Origin of the sequence: Alkalihalobacillus sp. R86527, from assembly GCF_042466185.1 — a bacterium.
Classification (GTDB): Bacteria; Bacillota; Bacilli; order Bacillales; family Guptibacillaceae; genus Guptibacillus.
The window spans coordinates 895872-912231 of sequence record NZ_JAXHBW010000001.1 but is presented as its reverse complement, the minus strand read 5'-3'; the positions used below and the strand labels follow the sequence as shown (position 1 = coordinate 912231).

General features: G+C 40.4%; 22 protein-coding genes. 6 read left to right on the top strand and 16 right to left on the bottom strand.

Going from position 1 to position 16360, the window contains the following annotated elements; genetic code table 11:
* Nucleotides 1–11: 11 nt before the first annotated feature.
* The 10 genes from SJY16_RS04640 to SJY16_RS04595 all read right to left on the bottom strand — a co-directional run bounded on the left by SJY16_RS04640 (nt 12) and on the right by SJY16_RS04595 (nt 8439).
* Nucleotides 12–1355 carry a carbohydrate ABC transporter permease gene (locus SJY16_RS04640; protein ID WP_377887919.1) on the bottom strand — a complete coding sequence of 448 codons (1344 nt, stop codon included), beginning with the start codon at nt 1353–1355 and terminating at the stop codon, nt 12–14.
* Between the two features lie 67 nt (nt 1356–1422).
* Entirely contained in the window at nt 1423–2736 is a 1314-nt protein-coding gene (locus SJY16_RS04635; protein WP_377887918.1) for an ABC transporter substrate-binding protein, read from the bottom strand.
* A 77-nt stretch (nt 2737–2813) separates the two neighbouring features.
* Nucleotides 2814–3803, bottom strand: coding sequence for a LacI family DNA-binding transcriptional regulator (locus tag SJY16_RS04630; protein WP_377887917.1), 990 nt, complete (start codon nt 3801–3803; stop codon nt 2814–2816).
* A 122-nt stretch (nt 3804–3925) separates the two neighbouring features.
* Nucleotides 3926–4690 carry a sugar phosphate isomerase/epimerase family protein gene (locus SJY16_RS04625; protein ID WP_377887916.1) on the bottom strand — a complete coding sequence of 255 codons (765 nt, stop codon included), beginning with the start codon at nt 4688–4690 and terminating at the stop codon, nt 3926–3928.
* A 139-nt stretch (nt 4691–4829) separates the two neighbouring features.
* Nucleotides 4830–5186: a HesB/IscA family protein gene (locus SJY16_RS04620; RefSeq protein ID WP_224879179.1), complete on the bottom strand. Its 357-nt coding sequence runs from the start codon at nt 5184–5186 to the stop codon at nt 4830–4832.
* A gap of 73 nt (nt 5187–5259) precedes the next feature.
* Nucleotides 5260–5457 carry an aspartyl-phosphate phosphatase Spo0E family protein gene (locus tag SJY16_RS04615; RefSeq protein WP_224879181.1) on the bottom strand — a complete coding sequence of 66 codons (198 nt, stop codon included), beginning with the start codon at nt 5455–5457 and terminating at the stop codon, nt 5260–5262.
* 78 nt (nt 5458–5535) lie between these two features.
* Nucleotides 5536–6393 (bottom strand): diaminopimelate epimerase, encoded by an 858-nt coding sequence (gene dapF / locus SJY16_RS04610; RefSeq protein ID WP_377887915.1) that lies wholly within the window; start codon nt 6391–6393, stop codon nt 5536–5538.
* A gap of 21 nt (nt 6394–6414) precedes the next feature.
* Nucleotides 6415–6654 (bottom strand): hypothetical protein, encoded by a 240-nt coding sequence (locus SJY16_RS04605; protein ID WP_377887914.1) that lies wholly within the window; start codon nt 6652–6654, stop codon nt 6415–6417.
* Between the two features lie 108 nt (nt 6655–6762).
* Nucleotides 6763–7986 (bottom strand): NupC/NupG family nucleoside CNT transporter, encoded by a 1224-nt coding sequence (locus SJY16_RS04600; RefSeq protein ID WP_377887913.1) that lies wholly within the window; start codon nt 7984–7986, stop codon nt 6763–6765.
* A gap of 228 nt (nt 7987–8214) precedes the next feature.
* Nucleotides 8215–8439: a DUF1450 domain-containing protein gene (locus SJY16_RS04595; protein WP_377887912.1), complete on the bottom strand. Its 225-nt coding sequence runs from the start codon at nt 8437–8439 to the stop codon at nt 8215–8217.
* A 218-nt stretch (nt 8440–8657) separates the two neighbouring features.
* On the opposite strand from SJY16_RS04595, the gene SJY16_RS04590 reads away from it, so the two are divergent.
* Nucleotides 8658–9722, top strand: a complete 1065-nt coding sequence (locus SJY16_RS04590; RefSeq protein ID WP_377887911.1) for an NAD(P)/FAD-dependent oxidoreductase — start codon at nt 8658–8660, stop codon at nt 9720–9722.
* 40 nt (nt 9723–9762) lie between these two features.
* Here the strand turns inward: SJY16_RS04590 and SJY16_RS04585 are convergent, their stop codons facing one another.
* The gene (locus tag SJY16_RS04585) at nt 9763–10071 is read right to left on the bottom strand and encodes a DUF1462 family protein (RefSeq protein ID WP_377887910.1); all 309 of its coding nucleotides are present in this window, start codon (nt 10069–10071) and stop codon (nt 9763–9765) included.
* 210 nt (nt 10072–10281) lie between these two features.
* On the opposite strand from SJY16_RS04585, the gene SJY16_RS04580 reads away from it, so the two are divergent.
* Entirely contained in the window at nt 10282–10506 is a 225-nt protein-coding gene (locus SJY16_RS04580; protein ID WP_224879193.1) for a NifU family protein, read from the top strand.
* A 42-nt stretch (nt 10507–10548) separates the two neighbouring features.
* Here SJY16_RS04580 and SJY16_RS04575 read toward each other — a convergent pair whose 3' ends face one another.
* On the bottom strand, nt 10549–11550 hold the full coding sequence (locus tag SJY16_RS04575) for a protein kinase family protein (protein ID WP_377887909.1): 1002 nt from the start codon (nt 11548–11550) through the stop codon (nt 10549–10551).
* A gap of 214 nt (nt 11551–11764) precedes the next feature.
* On the opposite strand from SJY16_RS04575, the gene SJY16_RS04570 reads away from it, so the two are divergent.
* Nucleotides 11765–12211 (top strand): phosphatidylglycerophosphatase A family protein, encoded by a 447-nt coding sequence (locus tag SJY16_RS04570; protein WP_377892056.1) that lies wholly within the window; start codon nt 11765–11767, stop codon nt 12209–12211.
* A 35-nt stretch (nt 12212–12246) separates the two neighbouring features.
* Here the strand turns inward: SJY16_RS04570 and SJY16_RS04565 are convergent, their stop codons facing one another.
* Together SJY16_RS04565 and SJY16_RS04560 are read right to left on the bottom strand one after the other, a co-directional pair.
* The gene (locus SJY16_RS04565; protein ID WP_377887908.1) at nt 12247–13014 is read right to left on the bottom strand and encodes a TIGR01457 family HAD-type hydrolase; all 768 of its coding nucleotides are present in this window, start codon (nt 13012–13014) and stop codon (nt 12247–12249) included.
* 59 nt (nt 13015–13073) lie between these two features.
* Complete coding sequence (locus SJY16_RS04560; RefSeq protein WP_377887907.1) at nt 13074–13517, bottom strand: DUF86 domain-containing protein; 444 nt, start codon at nt 13515–13517, stop codon at nt 13074–13076.
* Between the two features lie 140 nt (nt 13518–13657).
* Here SJY16_RS04560 and SJY16_RS04555 point away from each other — a divergent pair, with 140 nt between their 5' ends.
* Nucleotides 13658–13930, top strand: coding sequence for a DUF3055 domain-containing protein (locus SJY16_RS04555; protein WP_377887906.1), 273 nt, complete (start codon nt 13658–13660; stop codon nt 13928–13930).
* Nucleotides 13931–13979: 49 nt separating this feature from the next.
* Nucleotides 13980–14258, top strand: coding sequence for a hypothetical protein (locus SJY16_RS04550; protein ID WP_377887905.1), 279 nt, complete (start codon nt 13980–13982; stop codon nt 14256–14258).
* Between the two features lie 28 nt (nt 14259–14286).
* On the opposite strand, the gene SJY16_RS04545 is transcribed toward SJY16_RS04550, so the two are convergent.
* The gene (locus tag SJY16_RS04545; RefSeq protein WP_377887904.1) at nt 14287–14592 is read right to left on the bottom strand and encodes a YutD family protein; all 306 of its coding nucleotides are present in this window, start codon (nt 14590–14592) and stop codon (nt 14287–14289) included.
* Between the two features lie 124 nt (nt 14593–14716).
* On the opposite strand from SJY16_RS04545, the gene SJY16_RS04540 reads away from it, so the two are divergent.
* Complete coding sequence (locus tag SJY16_RS04540) at nt 14717–15376, top strand: YhcN/YlaJ family sporulation lipoprotein (RefSeq protein WP_377887903.1); 660 nt, start codon at nt 14717–14719, stop codon at nt 15374–15376.
* Between the two features lie 37 nt (nt 15377–15413).
* Here SJY16_RS04540 and lipA read toward each other — a convergent pair whose 3' ends face one another.
* Complete coding sequence (gene lipA / locus SJY16_RS04535; RefSeq protein ID WP_377887901.1) at nt 15414–16301, bottom strand: lipoyl synthase; 888 nt, start codon at nt 16299–16301, stop codon at nt 15414–15416.
* Nucleotides 16302–16360 lie beyond the last annotated feature (59 nt).

The window sequence follows — 16360 nt, the reverse complement described above, 5'->3', positions numbered from 1 at the left end:
TCGATCACTCATTATTTTCCAGAACCGTCCTTTATTAATTCAGATCCAAGTAATTTAATAAAGATAGCGGAAATGATGGCTACACAAAGGAAAACGATAACGGAAAGTGCTGATCCTTCACCAAAGTTTGTTTGTGAGAACATCACTTTATAAGCGAGTATCGATATCGTTTCTGTTGAGTTTGCCGGACCTCCACCAGTCAATACATAAATCAAGTCAAATACTCGGAACGCATCCAAGGTACGGAATAGAAGGGCTACTAGAATACTAGTCTTTAGAAGTGGAAGGGTTACCGTTAAGAATTGTTTCCATTTATTCGCGCCATCGATTGCAGCGGCTTCATAAAGAGAAGATGGAATCGTTTGTAAACCAGCAAGAATAAGTAATGCCATGTATGGCGTTGTCTTCCAAACATCTGCGAAGATAACAGAGAACATCGCACCCGTATCAGTCGTCAATAAGACGGTCATTTTTTCTACTAGACCTACGTCTTCGAATAGTTTGGCTACAATCCCATTCTGCCCGTCGTATAAGAACTTCCACATCAATGCGGCTACGGCGGTTGGAACAGCCCAAGGAATCAAGATACTTGCGCGGATAAGTCCTCGACCGATGAATGCTTTATTGATCAATAACGCGATCGCAAGTCCTAGAATAAGTTCAGCAAGGACGGAGATGAACGTAAATACACCCGTGTTCCATAATGCTTTCCACATCCGCTTGTCACTTAAATTATCTTTGTAATGATCAAAACCAATAAAGTTCGGCTTTACAACGATATCATTGAGAGAAGAAGCTAACCCGACGATCTTATCTCCTTGTTCAAGCTCTCCAGCCCCATTGATTGCTTTCAGTTCAGAGTTGATATCTTTCACTGATGTTGTAACCTCACCAGCGACACCCTCTTCAATTTCAACATATTTCATATCTTCTGGGATGTTTTCAAAGTTATCGAGTTTCTCGTTGATCAAGTCATAGTTTTCAGCAGCTTTTGGCTTTTCTTGAATACGATTGTCCAAGTTTTCAAGAGTGGCTTTGATCTCACCAAGTTCGCCTGCTGCATTCCCCTTATTCATTTCTGAATCGATCGCCCCGATTAGGAAGGGATAGTTCTGTAGGTAACGGTCCATATCGAGCTGATAGTCTAGGTGAATGGAAGATTTCGTCGGATCATTCAACCGAAGGTCAAATAAACTAAAGTAAAAGGATTGAATAACGGGCCAAATCGAAATTGCTAGAATTAAAATCAGTGCCGGCGCGACAAGTAAGTAACCTACTTTTGCGTCACTTTTCTTCTTTTTTGTCTTCTTGTCTACTTTAATAGGTTTATGAGGATCAATATCTGTTTGTTGCATTCCGCCGCTCCTCTCTTATGAAAGACATTAGCCTCCAATAAATATGAAGGCTAATGTTCATTTAGATTTACTTAACTAGCTTTTCATTCATCTCTTTTTCCATCGCAGCTGCTGCTTCTTCAGGAGTTTCCTCACCTGCGATTGCTTTCGATACGTGAATCTGGATAATTTCAGAGATTTCAGGATAGTTTGGAGCTACCGGACGAGAAACTGCACCTTCTAGTGCGTTTTGGAATCCTTCTTCACCGAAGAATGGATTCGCTTCAATGATCTCTTTATCGTCAAATAGAGCTGGAAGTGTTGGAGCGTGAGAACCTTCGATTGCATCGATCTTCTGTCCTTCAGGACCAGTCATGAACTTCAAGAACTCCCATGCTTCTTGAGGGTGCTCAGAATAATTATTGATCGCTGCCATCCAACCACCAAGGGCAGCTGCTGAACCAGCATCACCTTCAGGAAGTGGCGCTACTTCAACATTTCCAACAATCTTAGACTGCTCTTCGTCATTAGCAAGAGCAAATTGATAAGGCCAGTTACGAATAAATGGAGCTTGTCCTTCGATGAATGCAGTATGTGATTCTACTTCTGTAAACGTATTAATGTTATCTGGCACGAAATCAGAATTTGCAATTTCGACCATTTTACTTAACCCTTTGATCGCTTCTGGTGAGTTGATTGCTACTTCACCATTCTCATCGATGAACTCTCCACCGTATGAAGCTACAAACTCAACTGCGTTCGTAACAAGTCCTTCATATTGCTTTGCTTGCATAAGGTAACCAAATTGTGTTCCCTCTTGACCATTAAGCTCAGATGCTTGTGCAATAAGGTCATCCCACTTTTTCGGAGCTTCAGAAGCCATATCAGAGCGGTAGAAAAGCATACCAGCATCGATGAATTTCGGCATCGCCCACTGCTTACCGTTAAACGTTGCTGCTGTCACTGGCCCCTGGTTGTAGTCTTCCATGTTGATTCCATCTTTTTGGATAAAGCGATCTAGAGGTAGTACATATCCAGCCTGAGCAAATTCAGCTGGCCAGATTACATCGATATCAAAAACATCGATTTCAGATGATTCAGCGTTAAGCATCGTAACGTAAGCATCATGCTGTGCCCCAGTGTCTGTAGGCATTTCACGAAATTCTATTTTGATATTAGGGTGTTGTTTCATGAATTCCTCTACGATGGCATCAGTTGCACCAGTTGCGTCCTTACCACGTGCATACACTAGTGTTACTTGCTCTTTGTCGTCAGAACTTGCTTCTTCATCACTTGAATTAGAGTTGCTGTTACTTGATGTGGAGTTCGATCCACAAGCAGATAATACAAGAATAAGGGCCATTACGATTGTTAGCAGCTTACTGTTTTTCAAAAAATGCATGTTATTTGTTCCTCCTTTTAGTTGTTGAAATCGTTTACAAAAATATTTGTAATCGATTTCAAAAAATGGCGCAGTGACTATGTCGTTTTTCTTTTGACTAGTGAAATTGGTAGCTCAATTACCGATTGTTGCTTACGATCAATTTCTCCATTCAAACAATCAATAAATACTGACATTGTTCGTGAGCCTATCTCTTCTCCTGGTTGGCAGATCGTTGTAAGCTCGGGTTCAATCAAACTAGCGATAGGTTGATCATCAAACCCTAAGATTGCAAGTTCTTCAGGAACCTTAAGACCATAGCGTTTTGCTTCTTTTACCATCCCTGAAGCCACTTCATCTCCACCTGTAAAAATCGCTGTGGGACGATCCCGTAAGTTCATGATCTCTCCAAGCACTCTCTTGCCATCTTCCAATGTGTATGTATTATGAAAAATCCATTCTTGGTTGAGTGGAAGTCCAGCTTCAGTTAGTGCTCTTACAAACCCATTTCGGCGATCATTTGAAAGACCGCTTTTCGAACCTTGGCAAAATGCGATTTTACTATAGCCCCGCTCAATTAAATGGCGAGTACCTAAATAACTTCCATAGGCTTGATCAAGTCGAACGATTGGTACTGTTGCATCTCGATGATACTCGTTACAAAGAATGATTGGACCAGATTCAGTATATGGTTTAATCTCACTCCAATCATTTTCAATCGACGTGAAGATAACACCATCTACCTGCTTTGTCTTTAATAACGTGAGAAAGTCCAATTCTTTTTTCTTGCTAGACTTTGTTTGACAGATGAGCAATTGGAATCCTTTTTCCTCCGCAACCTTTTCAATTCCATCAAGGATTGACGTGAAAAATGGGTTCGTTAGTCTCGGTATGAGGACAGCTACAAGGTTTGTTTTCCTATTTCTAAGATTTCTTGCAGATGTGTTAGGAAAATAACCTAATTCCTTCATCGCTTCATGTACAAGCCTTCGCTTATCTTCCGATACGTGCGGATAGTTATTTATGACGCGAGATACTGTCGCACTAGAAAGTCCAGTTTGTTTGGCGACATCTGAAATTGTAGCCATTGATTAACCTCCCCAGAAAGCTCAATAGCCTCCCTCCGTTCTTTGTAATCGATTTCATGAAATCGATTGCATTCATTGTAACTCATCTTATTTATACCTTCAAGACTATTTTTAGAAAATTTTCACGATTGATTGTTTTTCATTTCTATTTTCCTTAAATAGCGGTAACTTCTTGAAACACTTTCAATAGGATCTAGCTGACATTCATCTTGTTCAACAACCCACCATTTCACGTTACTATCCGGTCCTTGCTCAAGAACCTTTTGTATCGCAATATTTCCAGTTCCTAATATTACTGTATCTTCATTCGCATCATTTGAACGATCTTTCAAATGAACAACTGATGTACGACGTTTGTATGCTTTTAACCAATCAACCGGATTGTGCCCTGCTCTCTCAAGCCAATAAATATCAAATTCTGCTTGAATTCTATCGTCACGATCTAGAATCATAGCGAGTGTAGAGTTTGTCATTTCTTTCTCAAGTTCAAAATCATGGTGATGATACGAAATGGACATTCCATGTTCAGCACATTTCCCAACAGCATCTTGTAATACGTTCGCAACGCGCTCATAGCTCTCTTTATTTCGCATTTCAGGTGGGAGCCACGGACAAACGATACGCGTATTTCCAAGCTTCATCTGTTCATAGATCACTTGTTCAAGATCCTGTTCGATGCGCTCAAAAGGAATATGATGGCCCACAACTTCTAATTCTAGCTCATCCAATTTTTCTTTCACTTCATCTGGGCGTCGACCATATAAACCAGCAAGTTCAACACCTTCATATCCGATTCCCGCTACCCGTTCTAATGTCTTGAAGAAATCTTTTTCACATTCATTTCTTAGCGTGTAAAGCTGTACTCCAACACCAATCGTACTCATCATGACCTACTCCTTTCAGATTACAGTGATAGCTGAACGGATAGATAGATTTTCCATCCCTTCACGTTCAGTGTTCTAGATGATTTATCGAATCCCTTTTCCAAATAAAAAAACCTTCCCTAAAAAGGGAAGGTTATATTTATTAACAATTCTCCGGCGTACCAGCGTTCGTCGCTGTCTTAAACGAAGAACCACAGCCGCATGATGCGATTGCGTTCGGATTTTCAATCGTGAACCCGCCGCCCATCATGTTTTGTTTATAATCGATCTGAACACCTTCTAAGACAGGTGCGCTTTCGTTATCCATAATAATCGTTACGCCATGTTGTGGGTCGAGCGATTGATCATCGTCGTTCATTTCTGTATCGAAGCCCATGCCATAGCTTAGGCCAGTACAGCCTCCACCTTTTACACCTACACGCAGGTAAAGGTTGTCACCTTCTTCTTGCTTCATCATTTCTTTTACCTGTGCTGCTGCAGCTTCAGATAAATGGATCATACTTATCCCTCCATTTCACCATAATGCTACTTCTAGTATACAGTGCTTAGTCTTTGAGCTCAACAATCGGCCCTTATCGAACAGAGACACTCATTTCTTCAGAGCGCTCTTTGTATTTTATCTGTAATATCAGATTATGCTTTTCATCAAGCTTTTGACTGTACTCTAGAACTTTGGGATGGTTTAAGCCCATTGCAACTGCTGTCTGCATCATTTTCGTTCGTAGAGATTCAATTTCGTCATTGTATCGCTGCATTTCTATACCGTCCAATGCCTGCGTCCCCTCTCTATAAGTACCTCCTTCTATTCTACATGAATATCCTTTTATTAACAAACATATCTAAATTTGTTAACAACTGTAATACGTTCCGGTTGCAATTGTAGTCGCTGGTCCTGTCATCATTACATGATTATCTTCTTTCCATGTGATTTCAAGGTCACCACCAGCTAAATGGACGGTTACGTTTGTGCCTTTTTCTGTTTTATCATTCAACACGCCTGCTACTACCGCTGCGCAAGCTCCAGTTCCACATGCCTGTGTGATTCCAGATCCTCTTTCCCATACCCTGAAATGAAACTCTGATTTTGATACCACTTCAACGAACTCTACGTTGATGCTTTCAGGAAACAGTTCATGATTTGTAAAGTAGGGCCCTGCTGTTGTAAGGGGTGCTTCCTCAATGTTATTTACAAACATCACCATATGCGGATTGCCCATTGAAACCCCTGTTATGTTGAAAGATTCTTCCTCATAATGGACCGTTTCCTGAATCACTTCATCATCAGGATTCCCTACCATCGGAAGACTTCCTTTTGTCCATTGTGGTACTCCCATGTTGATCGTGACAGACTCTACCACACCTTTTTCTTCATGGACAACGGCATGAACAAGACCGGCTAATGTTTCAATTTCAAAGGATTTGTCTGTGACAATATTGTTCTCATATGCGTACTTTGCTAAGCAACGTAAGCCATTGCCACAGTTTTTCCCTTCTGATCCATCTTTATTAAAGATCCTCATCTTTACATCCGCTCGATTTGAGGGACAAATTAAGATCATTCCATCAGATCCAATGCCAGTATGTACATTTGAGACATCGATCGCATATTGTGACAAACGCTCTTCTGGTAGTTCTTGCTTGAACAAATCGATGTAGATGTAGGTGTTTCCTAACCCGTGCATTTTTGTATAAGTAATTTCACGCAATGGTTTCACTCTTTCTATATGTTAATTACTTTTCCGAACAGCTTGTGTAGTCCAAAAATAATCATTATCTATTTTTACAATGTTAACTTTCCCATTGCAGCAAGGCATTACTAATCGTGTTTTGATCTCTTGTAATCCCTGTTCAAAGTCTCTTTCCGTCATAGGAGTCAGAACATTCTCACTATGACAAAAAGGGCATTCATTTACATATACGTCGCCCATCATTCTGTCATATGGCAATGTATGGTTAAAGCTCGTCATGTGTGCTCGCCTCCCCATCTCAGTCATTGAAACAAGTATACAACAATACATACGAAAAACAATCATCGTGTGCTAAAAGAAAAAAGCCTCTTTAAAAGAGGCTTCAAGTTAAAAAATAAGCATACCAGCAATCGCTGCGTTTAGAAGGTTTGCAAGCGTACCAGCAAGGATTGCACGCATTCCTAATTTAGCAATTTCCGGACGACGTTTAGGAGCAAGTCCACCAAGTCCACCTAGCAAAATTGCTAGAGAGGAGAAGTTAGCAAATCCACACAGTGCGAAACTGATGATTGCGACTGACTTATCAGAAAGGCTTCCACTACTAATTTCCGGTCCGAAAGAAGAGAACGCTACGAATTCGTTAAGAATTAGTTTTTGACCGATATAGTTACCAGCTTGTACAGCATCTTGCCAAGGTACACCGATTACGAACGCTAATGGTGAGAAGATGTAACCAAGAATCTGTTCGATCGTGATTCCACCAAATCCGAAAATGCCACCGATTCCACCGATTAGTCCGTTAAGAAGTGCGATCAAAGCGATGAAAGAAAGTAGCATCGCACCAACGTTAAGTGCTAGCTTTAGACCGTCTGATGCACCATGTGCTGCTGCGTCGATCACGTTAACATGATCTTCGTTTCTTTCCATCTTGATCTTATCAGCTGTTTCTGATTTTTCCGTTTCAGGTATGATCAGTTTAGCCATAAGTAGACCAGCTGGAGCAGCCATGAAGCTTGCTGCAAGTAAGTATTCCAATGGAACACCTAGTAGTGAGTATCCGATTAGTACAGAACCAGCTACTGATGCAAGACCACCAGTCATGACAGCGAACAGCTCTGATTTTGTCATTTTATCCAAGTATGGTTTTACAACCAATGGTGCTTCGGTTTGACCAACGAAGATATTCGCTGTAGCAGAAAGTGACTCTGCCTTACTCGTACCAAGAGCCCAAGAGATTGCTCCACCTAGAAGGCGAATGATCCACTGCATAATTCCAAGATAGTAAAGAACTGAAATTAATGAAGAGAAGAAGATAATAATTGTTAACACTTGAAAAGCAAAAATAAATCCAACTTGCTCGTTACCAATTAAACCACCGAATAAGAACGAAATACCATCATTAGCGTAATTAATGACATCTTGTACTCGAAGTGCTAACCACTTCAGAGCGATTTTACCTGTTTCCCATTTTAGAACAACAAATGCGAATGCTATTTGAATCGCAAGCGCACCGAAAACAGTGCGAAGGTTAATTGCTTTACGATTCGTTGAAAAGATCAACGCGATGGCAAATAGAATAGCCATACCGCCCAAACCCCATAATATTTGCATGTTTTACACCCCTTAATTAATATTCGTACCAGTTATAAGCTTAGCGTACCCAATTTATCCCATAAGAAAGCATATATAAGTTAAAAGTTTGGATACAGCGCTTACAAACATATTCTGAAAAATTCGACATTTTTCGCAAAACAACCAAAAGAAAAAGCCTGTCTCTCTCTCTATCAGACTTCATTTGACCTTTGTCATTATAACATAAATCGTTTTCATTAAAAGTACTTATTTTTCTAATTCTAGAACTGAAATAATCTTCTTTACTAATTGATCAGCATCTGTAGAATTCATCAAAACCCCGTTCACTAAAGCAAAAGATTCGCAATAACAATTACCGCAATACCCAAGGCACCCATAATCAATTAACTCCAGATTTCCATAACTTTCTAGTTCTGTCCAAACTTTGTTATTGTTCCTTAAGTTCCCACTGCAAAACTCGATTGTATGCAAACCAAGCATCCCCCTTACAATCCATTTCATAATTCATATTGTAGAAAAGTAGCAGTTTCGCTATACTTTTAACTGTCTAAGCAGATCGAAAATAACTATTGCTTATATTATAACGTGTGTATCTTCCTACTTCCTTCATTTCTTTATATTACTTACTAACACTTACTATTTTAGGGATACAACGTTATTGAATTTGTCTTACAAAGGGGAAATTTCTTATGAAAAGGCTAGTGCTATTAGGTGGAGGATATGGAGGCATGCGTATTCTTCAAAAATTATTTGCTCAAGATTTACCAAAAGATGTATCGATAACGCTAGTAGATCGTAATCCTTACCATAGTTTGAAAACAGAATACTATGCTCTTGCGGCTGGAACAGCAAGCGATCATCATATTCGCGTCCAATTTCCATCACACCCTAATTTGGAAGTTAAATACGGTGAGGTTTCTGGATTAGACTTATCAGAAAATGTTGTTCACCTGAAAGACGATGAATCATTACCGTACGATTCCCTCGTCATTGGCTTAGGCTGTGAGGATAAATATCACAATGTCCCTGGTGCAAAAGAACACACAATGAGTATACAGACGATCGATGCTTCTAGAAGAACATACGAGGTGTTGAATAATCTTGGTGCGAAATCTGTGGTAGGGATTGTAGGCGGCGGTTTGAGCGGTGTAGAACTTGCTAGCGAACTTCATGAAAGCCGCCCTGACCTTGAGATTAAGCTATTCGATCGAGGGAAAACCATCCTTTCCGCATTCCCTGATCGTTTAGGTAACTATGTTCAATCATGGTTCGAAGAGAGAAACGTGACGGTTGTGAGTGAGTCGAATATCACCACGGTTGAACCGAACATTCTCTATAACCATGGAGATCCTGTACACTGCGACGCGATCGTTTGGACTGCTGGTATCCAGCCTAATCAGCTAGTGCGTGACCTTGATGTTGAAAAAGATGCTCAGCAGCGCATCGTGCTCGATCAGCATCACAAGATCCCAGAGCAGTCCAACGTATTTGTTGTAGGTGATTGTGCGAGTCTTCCTTATTCTCCTAGTGCTCAGCTAGCTGAGGAACAAGCGGAACAAATCGCACTTGTCCTTCAAAAAGAATGGAAGCAAGAATCACTTCCGTCATTACCACCGATTAAGGTCAAAGGAACACTTGGCTCCCTCGGAAGCAAGCACGGATTTGGTGTGATGGCGAACAGACCGCTAACCGGTCGAGTCCCTCGTCTTCTTAAGTCAGGTATTCTCTGGATGTACAAAAACCATAACGGATAGAAAAAATGCCAGTGAGATGATGATCTCACTGGCATTTTCATTATGCTGTAGAAGCATGGTTATCAAGTACAGCATATAGATCTTTTAGACGAGGATTGCCTTCCGAAATAATTTGGTGCTGAATCACAACCACAGGATAAAAAAGATCTTCCTCGACCACTTTTTGTGCAAAAGTAGCTTCTGTACCTTCAAGCTCGGAGAAAATATCTATATATCGTACGGATATATTTCGTTCCGGATACTTACGGGATAACGCGGCTTGTAACCAATCCGCTGTTTCTTCTGAAGATGGGAGATTGACACAGCTTGCACAACGTTCACCTGCTCCATAAACAAGCACTTCTTCCATGATGCAAAACGCCCTTTCTATACCATCGTATATCTTTATTGTACCTTAATCTCTATAGAACGAAAAGAAGCAAAAGCCTTTTTTACATTCGTTATTGCTTGTCTTCTTTTTGCATGATAAATTTATAATGATAATTATAATCATTCCACGTTAGCACATAGATTTTTTCGCTAATCATTAGTATAATGGAAGTATGAAGGGAGTCGATGAATGATGCACGAACAGGTCCAGGATGTACTTAACAAACTGCGTCCATTCCTCCTACGTGACGGCGGAGACGTAGAACTTGTAGACATCGAAGAAGGCGTTGTAAAGGTACGTTTAATGGGAGCGTGCGGCAGCTGCCCTAGTTCCACTATTACTCTAAAAGCAGGAATCGAGCGCGCACTTCTTGAAGAAGTCCCAGGCGTGACTGAACTTGAACAGGTTTTCTAATAAATACACATTCATACCCTCCAATTTATTGGAGGGTATTTCTTATATTGTCAACCATTCGATTTGCCTCATCGTACTTCCACGCTCGCCGATTAGCTCGCTAAATATCCCTTTAAAAAGAGCTTCTCTGTCCCCCTCATGATTTACATAATTCTGTAGTCTATGATAAATCTTTTGCTTTTCCTTAAGGTTCTCTTCACTATAATATCGTTCGATCGCCTCAACATAAGAAATCGGAAAAAGTATGCGTGCGTACAGCAAGTTCCAATCCATCGCGTTCATGGACCTTCTCTGATGATAATCCCAAATAAATGATCTCACCTCATCAAATCCTGCACTCTCATCAATCAACTTATACCGAATCCATTCTGCAAGGTCTCTAGCAGGATGATCGAGTATAAATTCAGAAGGTGACAGAAACTCTGTATCGCCGATATATTGTGCATTATACCTTCTAAATACCAATGTTCTAACCTCGAATGGATTCACCCCAGCATCGATTCCCGCATCAACAAGGTATTGAATCGCATTTTCTGACAACCCAAGATAATATGGAAACGTCTCAATAAATAACGTATCAAATTCCCTTAGTGGCTGCTCTTGTTGCATTAATGTAACGCGATACGCTTCTAATTGATCGATTCTTCGCTGCCACCTCATTTGCCATGGCTGAACTTCCGGTAACTCACTATAGCTCGTTAATAGATTTCCTCCCTTTCTATGAAGAAGAGCTAAACGGTGTCCATCTGATTCTCTGATGGTCCTTGTTTTTAATGGGAGCTGATAAAGTGTTGTCGCTTCGTTCCCAATTGTTTCTATATACCTTCCTCTCTTCGAGGGCACAGGCAGAAGGGTAGGTTCATTCTGTTGATTGAAATATTGTGAGATGAGTACATACCAAGGGAAATCCTCTTCTCTTTCTGCTTCAGCCCTTTTTAAGATGCATTCTCCTAATTCTCCAGTCTGAAGTACGTATCCACCGCTCACTCTGTATACATGATTGACCACGATTCCGTACTGGTGAAACAGCTCTCGTTCTAGCATATTTCGCCTCCACATTACGTCATATATATGTAAGATATGCCCGACCGCCCAATTTGTGTATGATTTATGGGTGCTAAGAATTGTCATATTTCATAACTTCTAACCATATACTAATAAAACTAACCAACAACATTACCAATTTACTATAAAGTTAGGTGGGACAAGAATGGGCGAAAAACCTATGGATGGTGTAGAGAAAGCTGCTTGAGCTAAGCTGAAAGAACGAGGAGTCCAATTAGAGGACATTGCAGAATTGGTGTATTACCTGCAAGTAAAATATCATCCTAATCTAAAAATGGAAGAGTGTCGAACAAACGTTGATCGCGTTTTATCAAAAAGAGAAGTACAAAATGCTGTACTTACTGGCATCCAGCTCGATGAGTTAGCTGAAAAGAACATGCTTGATCAGCCTCTTCAAGATATTTTAATGAAAGACGAAGGATTGTACGGAGTTGATGAAATCATTGCGCTTTCCATCGTTAACGTATACGGTTCAATCGGTTTTACGAACTACGGATACATCGATAAATTAAAACCAGGTATTCTCGAAAAGTTAAACGATAAGTCATCAGGACTATGTCACACGTACCTTGATGATATCGTGGGAGCAATCGCCGCCGCTGCTTCAAGCCGCCTTGCCCATCGTTCAGAACATTCTTAATACGAAACGCCCCATCATTGGGGCGTTTTTCATGTTTACGATACTTCCCATTCCTCTAATGAATTCACAGTGTAAACGGGCTGCTTGTCTACCAATTCTAAATGCTCTTTCGTCGTAACCCCTGTGTGAACAAGTAGCGTATCCAACCCTGCCTGTATGCCAGCCATAATATCAGTTCTATAGTTATCACCGATCATAAGAGTTTCATCTTTTGCAGTTCCAAGCTGTTTCAGTGCTTGTTCCATAATCACTGCCTCTGGCTTTCCAATAAAGATCGGCTCCACTTCAGTAGAAACTGTGATGACAGCAGTTAGCGACCCATTTCCTGGAAGTAACCCTCGTTCTGTCGGTATCGCGATATCACCATTGGTGGATATGAATGTGGCACCGTTCCGAACAGCGAGACAAGCCTTCGCGAGTTTCTCATACGAGATTTCTCGATCAATTCCAACGACAACATAATCTGGATTCTCATCTTGAAGCGTCAATCCTTCATCCGTAAGGGCATCACGTATCCCTTCTTCTCCAATCACATATACAGATGCATCACGTTTTTCATTCGATATATAGCTTGCCGTTGCCATACTCGTTGTAAACACATGGTCTCTCGTACATGGCACACCGAAGTCAACTAGCTTCTCTGCCACTTGCTCTTTTCGTTTTGAAGAGTTATTCGTTACAAACAAATATGGAATTTGCGCAACCTCAAGTCTTTTGACAAACTCTACTGCTTCTTGAATTTTTTCAGTTCCACGATACATCGTACCGTCTAAATCGATTAAATAGCCTTTATACTTCTTCATATTCACTACCTCCACTAAAACAATGTAAAAACCGCTTCCTATTTGAAAGCGGTTACGGACTAGGACTCTTCAGGCATGAAAGCTGAAACAGCACCAAGCTCTTCGTTTAAATATCTTCTGACTTGTTCAGGAAATGCTTCAAGAACACTCAAGTTGCTCGATAAGTTCTCTTCAAGAACGTTATGGTCGATATTCGTGAAATCCTGCATAAGAGGCTTTCGCATCAGGACAACTTGTTTTAAAGCTTCGCTGCTTTCTGCAGGGATCACACGCTCATCTGTAAGAATCTCGATGATATCCTCATAACTTCCAGGATCCCGCATGATGAATCCGTCGATGATTGTATTCCCAACATCAATTATGCTTTCAATAAATACATGATGAAGTCTTTCTAACGCTACCTTTTCTAAATCTGTTTGAAAAGAGCTTTCCTTTAGAAGCGAAAGGTTATTTTCTAGAAAAACAAGCTGTTCCTCGACTTTCCTTCGATCTACAAAATACATATCGTTATCCCCTACCTTTATTACGATGAGAACTGAGTATAGTTTATCATAATCTGAGATGAGAAAGCATACATCCAGGAATTTGAGAATGCTTCAGAGTTTGGTATGATAATGATAAAAAGCGAGAGGGTGTTGCGAATATGATTGAAGATGATCAGTTTATCTATGATGAAAAAGAAAGCACGGATTCTAGGTTCGTTTGCTTTATGGGACACAATCATCGGTTTGACCTCTGCATCGTGAAATCCGATAGATTCTTTGGGAAGTCCCTCGTGTTGGATATTCAAGGTGGAAAATTTGCGATCGTAGGACAAGACGATCTTGATGAACCCGGATACCTTGAGCACGCATATACGCTTAACGAAGAAGATGCTGAAGAACTAAGGGAATTTCTTCGCGGCGCGCTCGTCTAATAAATTTCTTTAATATGAATACACTACCTGTTGAAGGTGGTGTTTTTTCATGTTTTCATACGATGACGATGAAACATATACAGATTTCGCAAATGTTGAAAAAGGCAGAAACTATGTTCTTCCTGAGGATACGCCCGAGGGACCGTACGGTTCACCAGTTAACAAAAAGCTTGGCAAAACATCTCCATGGAGAGAAGGTCAACGATCATATAGTGCATTTAACTACGAAAACAAAAATCTTCACCAAGACCTTCCTCGTCAAGATCCTGGCTCGCATCCTCCACATGATGATCCAGATCGAGAATCTGAAAAGCCTTATAAGGCATAACAAAACCCTCCACTATCGGAGGGTTTTGTTATGCTTCTTGATATTGCTTTTTCGGCTTTTCTTTCTTTTGTTTCCTCAATACGAAATAAGGGCAACCGAAATTGCAATATTCATAAAGATAGTCAAGAACTGTACTGAATTTTGTATCGAATGTGGCTTTCTGGTTCCGATCCTCAAAAAAACCTTTTAACCTCAGTTGGCCATATCCCCAGTCACCGACGATGTAATCATATTTATCGAGTATCTCGCTGTAACGATTCTGAAATGCTTCTTCGTTCCAACCTTCTCGTTCTTCTTTTACCAACTCATAGGAGTGTTGATTAATTTTTATCATGATACTTCCCTCACTTTGATAAGGCTCATTATGATAATCATACCTTTTTTATTCCAAATGTCCAAGTATTGCTAGGAAAAAAGATCATACAATCGGTGATGATAACAATATGGAGGTGAATCTTTTGAAAAAGCAAATCTTGCTTATTATCCCGCTTGTATTCGGCCTAGCAGCTTGTCAGGGTGAGGAAGCTACGGATCCATTCGACCACGCGGATTTAACACCTATTAAAACTGACCCTGAAGAGTACGGAATGAATACAGCGGATTCACAAAACAAATCCAAAAAAGGCGCATTTGGGTATGTTCGACATTCAAGAAATACAAACAACATGAAGTCGCAACGAAAACCGTCTAACGTTGTCTACCTCGATCGGGATCGCCTAGCTGATATGATCAGTTCGATGGCTATTCAACTTCCTTATGTTCACGATATTGCTGTTCTTGTGACCGATGAAGAAGTATTGATCGGTTATAAAACCACAACAAAGAATCGCGATGCAACAGCCGACCAAGTAAAGAAAACGGCTTTATCGGTTATCCCGAGATATTATCATGTCTACGTTTCTGATATGGAAGGCATCATTCCTGAAATTGAACGCTATGAAAGCGGCTCTACCGTAAATGGCGAAATGGACAAGAGCATCGATCAAACAATCACTCAAATGAAAAAAGCACCACAAGGTAAAAAAGTAAGTGATGGAGAAAATGAAAACGGTGAAATGATCGGTGAGTCGAACGATGAGTTAAACGATATTCAAGGGAAAGAAATGATGAAGAAATAACAAAATCGGCCCTTTGATAGGGCCGATTTCATTTTCTTTATTTTGTTGCTTCTTTTGCAGCATTAACCTGTTCGTCTGCATGGTACGAAGAACGAACCATCGGGCCAGACTCACAATGCTTAAAGCCTTTTTCAAGCGCAATATCTTTTAGTTCAAGGAATTCTTGTGGAGTCCAGTACTTCATAACCTTTAGATGTTTTTTAGAAGGTTGTAGGTACTGACCTAGCGTTACGATATCAACGTCATGTGCACGTAGATCGTCAAGCGTTTGAATGATTTCTTCCTTCGTCTCACCTAGACCAAGCATGATGCTTGATTTCGTTGGAATGTTAGGGTTCATTTCTTTTGCTCTTTGTAAGAATTCGAGTGTACGGCGATATTTAGCGCGAGCACGAACTCTTGGAGTCAGTCTCTCAACTGTTTCAATATTGTGGTTCATAATGTCTGGTTTGGCATCCATCAATGTTTTGAGAGCTTCAAATTGTCCACCCATATCTGATGGAAGCACTTCGATTGAACAGAAAGGATTCTTTCTTCTGATTGCACGAACCGTTTCAGCGAAGACAGCAGCTCCACCATCTTTAAGGTCATCTCTTGCTACAGCAGTAATAACGACGTGTTTAAGACCCATCATTTCAACGGAATCTGCAACTCGCTCCGGCTCAGCCCAGTCAAGTTCAGTCGGTAATCCGGTCTTAACCGCACAGAAACGGCAAGCACGTGTACAGACATCACCAAGAATCATAAATGTAGCTGTTTTTCTTTCAGCCCAACACTCATGAATATTAGGACAACGAGCTTCTTCACATACAGTATGTAAATTCTTTTCACGCATCATCTTCTTAAGACCTTTGTAGTTCTCATTCGTATTTAATTTTATCTTCAACCATTCCGGTTTACGCAAATGCTCTTCTTTTTTTGTCATGTTTATTCACCCCACCAATTCCTTTTCTGTATTAAAGAATAACATATCTAATATACTTG

Excerpts from the sequence above, each read along its gene's own strand:
- SJY16_RS04600 (WP_377887913.1), bottom strand. The coding sequence starts at position 7,986 with ATGCAAATATTATGGGGTTTGGGCGGTATGGCTATTCTATTTGCCATC.
- SJY16_RS04625 (WP_377887916.1), bottom strand. The coding sequence starts at position 4,690 with ATGATGAGTACGATTGGTGTTGGAGTACAGCTTTACACGCTAAGAAAT.
- SJY16_RS04575 (WP_377887909.1), bottom strand. The coding sequence starts at position 11,550 with ATGCTAGAACGAGAGCTGTTTCACCAGTACGGAATCGTGGTCAATCAT.
- SJY16_RS04565 (WP_377887908.1), bottom strand. The coding sequence starts at position 13,014 with ATGAAGAAGTATAAAGGCTATTTAATCGATTTAGACGGTACGATGTAT.
- SJY16_RS04635 (WP_377887918.1), bottom strand. The coding sequence starts at position 2,736 with ATGCATTTTTTGAAAAACAGTAAGCTGCTAACAATCGTAATGGCCCTT.
- SJY16_RS04640 (WP_377887919.1), bottom strand. The coding sequence starts at position 1,355 with ATGCAACAAACAGATATTGATCCTCATAAACCTATTAAAGTAGACAAG.
- SJY16_RS04580 (WP_224879193.1), top strand. The coding sequence starts at position 10,282 with ATGATGCACGAACAGGTCCAGGATGTACTTAACAAACTGCGTCCATTC.
- SJY16_RS04550 (WP_377887905.1), top strand. The coding sequence starts at position 13,980 with ATGTTTTCATACGATGACGATGAAACATATACAGATTTCGCAAATGTT.
- SJY16_RS04605 (WP_377887914.1), bottom strand. The coding sequence starts at position 6,654 with ATGACGAGCTTTAACCATACATTGCCATATGACAGAATGATGGGCGAC.
- SJY16_RS04585 (WP_377887910.1), bottom strand. The coding sequence starts at position 10,071 with ATGGAAGAAGTGCTTGTTTATGGAGCAGGTGAACGTTGTGCAAGCTGT.
- SJY16_RS04560 (WP_377887907.1), bottom strand. The coding sequence starts at position 13,517 with ATGTATTTTGTAGATCGAAGGAAAGTCGAGGAACAGCTTGTTTTTCTA.
- SJY16_RS04630 (WP_377887917.1), bottom strand. The coding sequence starts at position 3,803 with ATGGCTACAATTTCAGATGTCGCCAAACAAACTGGACTTTCTAGTGCG.
- SJY16_RS04545 (WP_377887904.1), bottom strand. The coding sequence starts at position 14,592 with ATGATAAAAATTAATCAACACTCCTATGAGTTGGTAAAAGAAGAACGA.
- SJY16_RS04590 (WP_377887911.1), top strand. The coding sequence starts at position 8,658 with ATGAAAAGGCTAGTGCTATTAGGTGGAGGATATGGAGGCATGCGTATT.
- SJY16_RS04555 (WP_377887906.1), top strand. The coding sequence starts at position 13,658 with ATGATTGAAGATGATCAGTTTATCTATGATGAAAAAGAAAGCACGGAT.
- lipA (WP_377887901.1), bottom strand. The coding sequence starts at position 16,301 with ATGACAAAAAAAGAAGAGCATTTGCGTAAACCGGAATGGTTGAAGATA.
- SJY16_RS04620 (WP_224879179.1), bottom strand. The coding sequence starts at position 5,186 with ATGATCCATTTATCTGAAGCTGCAGCAGCACAGGTAAAAGAAATGATG.